The sequence below is a fragment of the Cyanobacteriota bacterium genome (assembly GCA_025054735.1).
GTDB lineage: Bacteria > Cyanobacteriota > Cyanobacteriia > SKYG9 > SKYG9 > SKYG9.
The window spans coordinates 1-2,845 of record JANWZG010000456.1 but is presented as its reverse complement, the minus strand read 5'-3'; the positions used below and the strand labels follow the sequence as shown (position 1 = coordinate 2,845).

5 protein-coding genes are annotated in these 2,845 nt (G+C 51.6%); 4 read left to right on the top strand and 1 reads right to left on the bottom strand.

What is annotated here, in order from left to right:
- From NZ772_16725 to NZ772_16710, 4 genes are all read left to right on the top strand, one after another.
- On the top strand, positions 1-375 hold a 375-nt coding region (locus NZ772_16725; protein ID MCS6815200.1), incomplete at its 5' end, for a TM1812 family CRISPR-associated protein.
- A 38-nt stretch (positions 376-413) separates the two neighbouring features.
- Positions 414-1,313 (top strand): transposase, encoded by a 900-nt coding sequence (locus NZ772_16720; protein MCS6815199.1) that lies wholly within the window; start codon positions 414-416, stop codon positions 1,311-1,313.
- A 32-nt stretch (positions 1,314-1,345) separates the two neighbouring features.
- The gene (locus NZ772_16715) at positions 1,346-1,735 is read left to right on the top strand and encodes a hypothetical protein (GenBank protein ID MCS6815198.1); all 390 of its coding nucleotides are present in this window, start codon (positions 1,346-1,348) and stop codon (positions 1,733-1,735) included.
- A 207-nt stretch (positions 1,736-1,942) separates the two neighbouring features.
- Complete coding sequence (locus tag NZ772_16710) at positions 1,943-2,080, top strand: hypothetical protein (GenBank protein MCS6815197.1); 138 nt, start codon at positions 1,943-1,945, stop codon at positions 2,078-2,080.
- Positions 2,081-2,170: 90 nt separating this feature from the next.
- Here NZ772_16710 and NZ772_16705 read toward each other — a convergent pair.
- Positions 2,171-2,845, bottom strand: a 675-nt coding sequence (locus tag NZ772_16705) for a DUF4351 domain-containing protein (GenBank protein ID MCS6815196.1), incomplete at its 5' end; no start/stop codon positions are given.

The following is a 2,845-nucleotide window of genomic DNA, read 5'->3' as shown; positions in this document are numbered from 1 at the left end:
CAGATTGATGCCCTAATTTATGGCGCTTTCGAGGCTAGCTTCGAGTCTGAAGGTCAAAAGGTCACGCCCACTTTTGATCTTCTGCCTGTTGTACGTCTATTTGATTGGCTGACTGCAACTGACCAATTTCTCAAGACTGGCAATGGTCAAGATTTAGCGACATTGTTGCAACAAGCTGGGGAGCATACTAAACTACTTGGCAATCGTATTCTTGAAATTTCTGAGGGGTTGCAGTTGCTTCGCCCTATGGGTGTGATGAAAGCAGCGTATGCACTTCCAGAGGATGCAAGGCGTGCAAGCCCTGACTTGTCGACTGTTGTCCCTCCTTTCGAGATGCTGCTAGGTCGAGTTGTAAATAGACCTGTTGCTTTATAAGATAAGCTAAAAGCATCTCTGTACCAGAGCAGCAGACTATGCTCAACATCGAACGTGCGCTAGGGAATGACCGTCTCCTGAGGTCACTGACCGGGCTCAACCGCAAAGCATTTGAGGAGTTGTGCCAAGTGTTCGCGGTTGCCTATCAAGAGGAGGTAGAACGTGAGACAAAACCTCGCAAACGAGCGAAGGGCGGTGGCAGAAAAGCCCGTTTGAGGAGTATTGAAGCCAAACTATTTTTCATCTTGTTCTACTTTAAGTGCTACCCCACCTTCGATGTGCTCAGCTTTCTGTTCGAGCTAGAGCGAGGGCGGAGCAATCGCTGGGTGCATCGGTTGCAAAGGATACTGGAAAGGGCATTGGGCAAGAAGATGGTGCTGCCCGAACGCAAGATCGAGAGTATTGCGCAGTTTTTGGAGCAGTTTCCGGATGTCAAGGAGTTGATCATTGATGGAACAGAACGACCGGTGCAACGCCCAAAGGATGCCCAGAAGCAGAAGGATTGTTACTCCGGCAAGAAGAAACGGCACACTCGCAAGCACATCACAGGCAGTACGCGAAAAAAGCGAATCATCTTGTTAACGAAAGCGAGAGGAGGGAAGGTGCATGACAAACGGCAACTCGATGAAGCCGAGGTGGTAGAGAACATCCCCGATGAGGTGAGCATTGAGGGAGATTTAGGGTTTCAGGGGTTGCACAAGGAGTTTGTGAACATCCATCTGCCCCATAAGAAGCCGAAAGGCAAGGAGTTGAGTGAGCAGCAAAAGCAGGAGAACAAGGAATTCAGCCGTCAACGGGTTGTTTGCGAACATGCCCATGCTGGGATGAAGCGGTACAACGCGGTTTCTGCCATTTATAGGAATCGTGTGCCTGATTTTGATGATCGCTTGATGCTTACCGCAGCAGGATTATGGAACTTCTATTTAGAAGCTGCTTAACTGGGATAAGAATCGGGAAAGTAGTTTGTGTTTTGCTTTCAAGCGTTTTTATTAAGCAACAAGTCTACTACCTCTACGACCCAGACAGAAATCGTCTCCAGGGCTGGCTACGGCAAGACAGTAGGCTGATTCCCATCGCTAATATGGCTGGCTGGGTCAGCCCTAGGCTGGGCATTCGGCTAGAGACCAGCAGTGGGACATTGGAAATCTATCGCCCTGATGGGCAGCGATTTGAGAACTACGTAGAAGTATCCCAACGGGCAGAACAGGAAGCTCGGCGGGCAGAACAGGAAGCTCGACGGGCAGAACAGGAAGCCCAAGCCCGTCGGGATGCGATCGCTCGCCTCCTAGCCCTGGGCTTGAGCCGAGAGCAGGTAGCAACAGCCCTAGGGTTTTCTGTTCATGATCTACCCGATCTATAAGATTGGGCAAAACTAGGGGCATCCTTACCGGGAATTATCAGTAATCACACCAATAACCACCTACTGACTGAAGGAACCCTATGACACCCTCTGGTTAGATCAGCGCAGGACTTGGCATGGTTAGAGATGTAGCTTTTCTCCAGCGCTTGGGACGTGTATTTCGGCAGGCTACCCAAGCCGCCAAGGATTTGGGCGAGATGGAACTGGATGAAATTCAATGCAGCTCATGAATTTTCTGGTCGCTTGATTGAGTGTTTTATTCGCACACTGGTTGAACTGATGGGACTAAAGGATGATGAAGCTGTAGCAGTACAGGCGCTGCGAGCTTGGTGGACAACGTTGTAAGGTACTGGGAAAGAGTGAATCACCACAAAGGCACAAAGGACACGAAGGGAAAAATGTGAATCTCTTTGTGCTCTTCGTGTCTTCGTGGTTTCATGATTCAGCGGGTTGCTGAGTTTGCAGCCAAGCAGCCAAATCGTCCGGGTTGGCAAGCTGGGGCAGGGTCTCCAGTAAGGCAGTGAGTTGCTGGGGAGCAAGCTGGTGGGCTTGGCGGTGTAGGTCAGGGGACAGCTCAGGCCATTGCTGCTGGAGACGATCGCTCACTTGAGATAGTCGATTGTCCAAGGTCTGCACCCAAGCGGTTAGGTCGGCAGCGGTGGCAAAGTCCAACAGGCGATCGGCCAAGTCCTCCACCTGTTGCAGAGAGAGGGCTTGCAGGCGGGTACGGCACTCCTCACTCAGGGGGCCAAAGCGCCGATCAAGCAGGCGTAAGACAGTCCTTAACTCTCCTTCCAGCTTGCCCTGCTGAATGCCTTGCTGGATGCCTTGCTGAATGCCTTGCTGAATCCCTTCCTGGATTTTCAAGGTTTCCCATTCGTAGTAGGCCTGTGACAATGCCACCATCAGTCCGCTCTCCTCATCGGTATTCAGTTGCAGTTCCCGTAGCTCCATTGTAACCCGCCAGTTTATTAACAGTTGCAACACCCGCTCCCGGTAGGGGTCACTGCGCGGTCGAGCCAACAGTTCGGCGATCGCCTGCTGTTGCACACTATCCCGTCCCAGCAGTCTCAACCACAGGGTATCTGGAGTCGCAGGCAGTTGGTCAAT

Bases quoted from the DNA above. Each gene is read 5' to 3' on its own strand.
- NZ772_16720 (MCS6815199.1), top strand. From the start codon at position 414: ATGCTCAACATCGAACGTGCGCTAGGGAATGACCGTCTCCTGAGGTCA.
- NZ772_16710 (MCS6815197.1), top strand. From the start codon at position 1,943: ATGAAATTCAATGCAGCTCATGAATTTTCTGGTCGCTTGATTGAGTGT.